Origin of the sequence: Streptomyces sp. NPDC005195, assembly GCF_040608315.1 — a bacterium.
GTDB lineage: Bacteria > Actinomycetota > Actinomycetes > Streptomycetales > Streptomycetaceae > Streptomyces > Streptomyces kaempferi.
Genome location: NZ_JBEXHZ010000181.1, coordinates 1 through 3,891, shown reverse-complemented (window position 1 = coordinate 3,891; position 3,891 = coordinate 1). Strand labels below are relative to the sequence as shown.

Annotated in this window: 3 protein-coding genes and 2 pseudogenes; 1 reads left to right on the top strand and 4 read right to left on the bottom strand. The window is 64.1% G+C overall.

The annotated features are described in order from the left end of the window. Positions 1-245: 245 nt before the first annotated feature. The 4 genes and pseudogenes from ABZV34_RS37550 to ABZV34_RS37535 all read right to left on the bottom strand — a co-directional run bounded on the left by ABZV34_RS37550 (position 246) and on the right by ABZV34_RS37535 (position 3,234). Positions 246-779 (bottom strand): hypothetical protein, encoded by a 534-nt coding sequence (locus ABZV34_RS37550; protein WP_356287197.1) that lies wholly within the window; start codon positions 777-779, stop codon positions 246-248. An 81-nt stretch (positions 780-860) separates the two neighbouring features. Beyond that, positions 861-1,713 (bottom strand): annotated as a pseudogene (locus tag ABZV34_RS37545) (IS5 family transposase). Positions 1,714-2,162: 449 nt separating this feature from the next. Then, positions 2,163-2,426, bottom strand: a pseudogene (locus tag ABZV34_RS37540) (ATP-binding protein); the annotation flags it as partial. A gap of 493 nt (positions 2,427-2,919) precedes the next feature. Beyond that, positions 2,920-3,234, bottom strand: a complete 315-nt coding sequence (locus ABZV34_RS37535; protein ID WP_356287200.1) for a tyrosine-type recombinase/integrase — start codon at positions 3,232-3,234, stop codon at positions 2,920-2,922. Between the two features lie 84 nt (positions 3,235-3,318). Between ABZV34_RS37535 and ABZV34_RS37530 the strand changes: the two genes are divergently transcribed. Further along, positions 3,319-3,891, top strand: a 573-nt coding sequence (locus tag ABZV34_RS37530; protein WP_356287194.1) for an NUDIX domain-containing protein, incomplete at its 3' end; no start/stop codon positions are given.

The window sequence follows — 3,891 nt, the reverse complement described above, 5'->3', positions numbered from 1 at the left end:
GTCGCGGCCGGGGGGCCGACCGGTGTCCAGTCCACGGCCGCGGCGTTTGACACCGGCGACTGCGTGCTTCCGGGTCCCGTGTTGAATCAGCTCTTGCACCGGCAGGGGCCGCGAATTACAAGTCAGTCGACCTACCTGCCGCATCTGCCTGTACGTGAGGCGAAAGATTAAGAAAATGGTTGTTTGTGACCCTGAATGTCTTCCGGTAGGCGCGAGCGCTGATGCCGATCTTGCGGCGGATTCGATCACGAAATGCGCCAGAAGAGCGGAACCCGGTTCTTTTTGCAATGAATTCGATCCCGTAAGAGCTCGTAACACGATCTTGCTGGCGCTGCTGAGGGGGTGCCGCTGCCGGCACCAAGGTCGTTCACAAGCCATGCTGGAGTCATGCCGGGATGAAGCTCGGCCACCAGGGGTGGAACGTTGCCTGGGCAAAACGGGGCGGGATAGGAGTCCGGCATCCCGAGCCATGTGACTAGGAACCAGATGAACCACAGGGTGAAGATGAACCCTGCCATTAGGGCTGTCCTGCGATGACGTCTTCCGAGGGTGTTGTGCAGGATCACCCACGGAACCGTAGCGGCGATCCATATGAGAGGCGCAAGAACCACCAACGTCATGCCGTTGGCTCCTGCGCTGCTGCCGATGTCACAAGCAGCCCATGCCCTCCCAATCGCAGCAATGGTCACCACCGCGGTCAGCCCGCCGAAGAAGACACCAAAGCCAATTCCCCTGAACCAGCGGCTTGGAGGGCTCGACGGTTCTGCTTCCACAATCATCTCCCCCACCTCCTCCTGGATGCGGAGAGTACCAACGCTCTGAAGCAGCCCGCTGGGGGCCCTGACCTACCCTGACACCGGTCAGCTGCTCCGGGGCTTCCGAAGCCGTCGCCAGCAGATGAGACTGCAGGCCAATGAGGCGAAGGCGTCGTGGAGTTCGGTGCGGCGTTCCCAGCGGACGGCGAGGCGTTTGAACTGGTGGAGCAGGGCGAAAGTCTGCTCCACGACGTAACGGAGCTTGCCCAGGCCCTTGATGTTGGGGGCGCCCTTGCGGGAGATGACTGGCAGGATCCGGCGCTTGCGCAGCTCCTCGCGGTGGGGTTGGAGTCGTAGCCCTTGTCGCCGAGCAGCGAAACGGGGCGGCGGCGTGGCCGGCCGGGACGCCCGGCAACGGGCGGGATGCAATCGACCAGGGCGAGGGCCTGGGTGACGTCGTTGACGTTGGCAGCGGTGGTGATGACTTTGAGCGGGGTGCCACGGCCGTCGCAGATCAAGTGGTGCTTGCTGTCCGTCTTCCGGCGGTCGACCGGTGACGGACCGGTATCGGCTCCCCTCTTTTTCGCGCGGATGTGGGAGCCGTCCACACACGCGCGGGACCAGTCGAGTTCGCCGGCCGCGTTCAGCTCGGCGAGCAGAACGCGGTGCAGCCGGTCAAAGACCCCAGCCTGCTGCCAACGGACCAGGCGGCGCCAGCAGGTCTGTCCGGAGCCGAATCCCAACTCCAGCGGGAGGAGTTGCCAGGCTATGTCGTTGTAGAGGACGTACAGGATGCCCTGCTGGCTGCGTAGGTGAAAACGAAGAACGAATGTCGGCTGGTCCTGGCAGCGTTGCTGGCCCGAGGTGCCTGGAGATGTTGGTCAGAACCAGGAACGGCTGAGGGCTCAGACACCGATTCGACGCATCCACCAGGGGAGGTCTGGGGGTGCGAAGGGATTGTTGAGCGTGCGGTCAAGTACGTGTTCGTCTGCGGGACCGACGACTGCGCTCAGTTCGCGTCGTGCCTTGGACCTCAGAGCGTGGAGTGTGATCTCTAGGAGGGTGCGGACGTGGTACTCACCCTTGCGGAGGTCTGTGTCATCGCGTACGTAGAACGGCTCGAGGTTTCCCCGCGTCTCGCGGACAGACGTGTTCCACCGGCGGAACGCGTGCGCGACTTCACCCGAGAGGAGGCCGTGGCCTCGTTCGAAGACGGCGATCTGCCTGTTTGCCGAGGCGGACAGTCCGCGGATCACGGGTGCCCGCCGATAGTGCCTTCGGCGTTGCGGGAGCTGCGTCCTGATCTCGCCCGGCGACTGGCGAGGCATGAACACTTCCAGAAGGAAGACGTTGGGTCCACCGACCATAGAACTTGTTGGCTACGAAGATCAAGTCCTCAGGAGCAGGTCAGCTGACCGACCGTTGTTCAGCGCGCGCACGGGTGGTTGCCAGCCGGTATGAGTCTGTGCCGGTTTCGATGATGTTGCCGCCGAAGGTAAGGCGGTCGACGATGGCCGCGCAGAGACGGGGGTCGGTGAACGTCTTTGTCCAGCCAGAGAACGACTCGTTCGAGGCGATCGCCACACTGTTCTTTTCCTCCCGCTCGGTCAGAACCTGGAACAGAAGTTCGGCGCCGCGGCGGTCGAGTTCCATGTAGCCGAGCTCGTCGACCTATGCCGATATCCGCATAGATCGACCTATGCCGACACCGCGACTGTGCCGACAGTTCGCTGACGAGGGTTCCGTCCTCGCCTGTCTGGTGTGCGTTTGAGACGTCGAGGTGGAAGGGCGGTCCGCTGCCGAGTGGTGTCCATCCTCGCGCGATTGCGGTCCGGATGGCCTGGATGACATCAGCGGGAAGGACCGGCTTGGTCGTCAGGCCGAACCAGTTCCCGGGGTGAGGGTGGTTGGTCCGGACGACGAGAGTGGTTCCCGGGACGGTAGCGTCCTCGACCGCGAACGTCAGCGGAGTCCAGCCGTTTCCCTGGCAATAGGTCGGCTTGTGGCGGATGCGCCAGCGGTAGGTGGCGCCGCCCACGACGATGCGTCGGGACCCCTTCTTGACGAGCGCCATCGCCTGCTCCTTCGACTGCCCGCAATATCGATCCGACACTCGCAGCCCGCCCTCCGCTAAGGCAAACCCTTTGAGTAGTCCTCGGCATAGTCACAGGCGGTCGAGGAACGCGAGAACCTTGTCGGTGGGCCGATAGCGGCCCGGCCGGGCGGTGACCGGCGTGGTCAAGGCCAGCGCCTGCTCCTTGATGGTCATGTCGGCGTGGACGTAGGCGTCGGTGGAGCGAACGCCGGCATGGCCGAGCCAGAGCGCGATGACCGTGGTGTCGACGCCGGCCTGCAGCAGCGACATCGCGCAACTGTGGCTTGTGTCCGCAGAGGCCGTGTGCGGATGACCTCGTGTGGCGATTGAGCAGGTCGCTCTTCGAGGCACCGTTCGCGACGCCGATCCTCGAGCTTGTTGCATTCTGCGGGATGTCCTGTGGTGCGGATCACTTGCCTCGGGTGCTCGTCGGGCAGGGTTGTCGGTGGGGGCTGAGATCGTGCCTCCGTGAGTGAACTGGTTGAGCATGTCGATGAGCATGACCGCGTGCTGGGGGTCGTCGACCGAGATGAGGCGGTGCGTGAGAACTGGCCGCATCGCATTGCAACGACGATCTGTCGTGATCGCGAGGGGTGGATCTTGGTGCTGCGGCGGGCCGAGACGATGTCCCGGTTCCCGGGCTACTACGACGTGATGGTCGGCGGCGCCGTGGAGGTGGGCGAGTCGTATGAGCAGGCGGCAGTCCGCGAGCTGACTGAAGAGCTGGGCGTTCGTGTGCCGGTGCGGTTCCTGTTCAAGTTCCTTTGCCGGGCAGGGATTAGCCCCGTCTGGTTCGGGGTGCATGAGGCCGTCGTGTCGGAAGCTCTGGCGCCGGACCCGGTTGAGATCGACTGGCAGGACTGGATGACAGTGGACGAACTGCTTGAAATCGCTGATGAATGGCTCTTCGTTCCGGGAGGGCGGGAGGCTCTGCGCCGATATCTGGAGTCCGGGTCCGGCAATGGTGCGGGCGAGCCAGCGGCCGGCATCGGCATCGTGACACGGGTTATGCGGTGCCGCGCGGGGCGTGGCGGCTCCCAG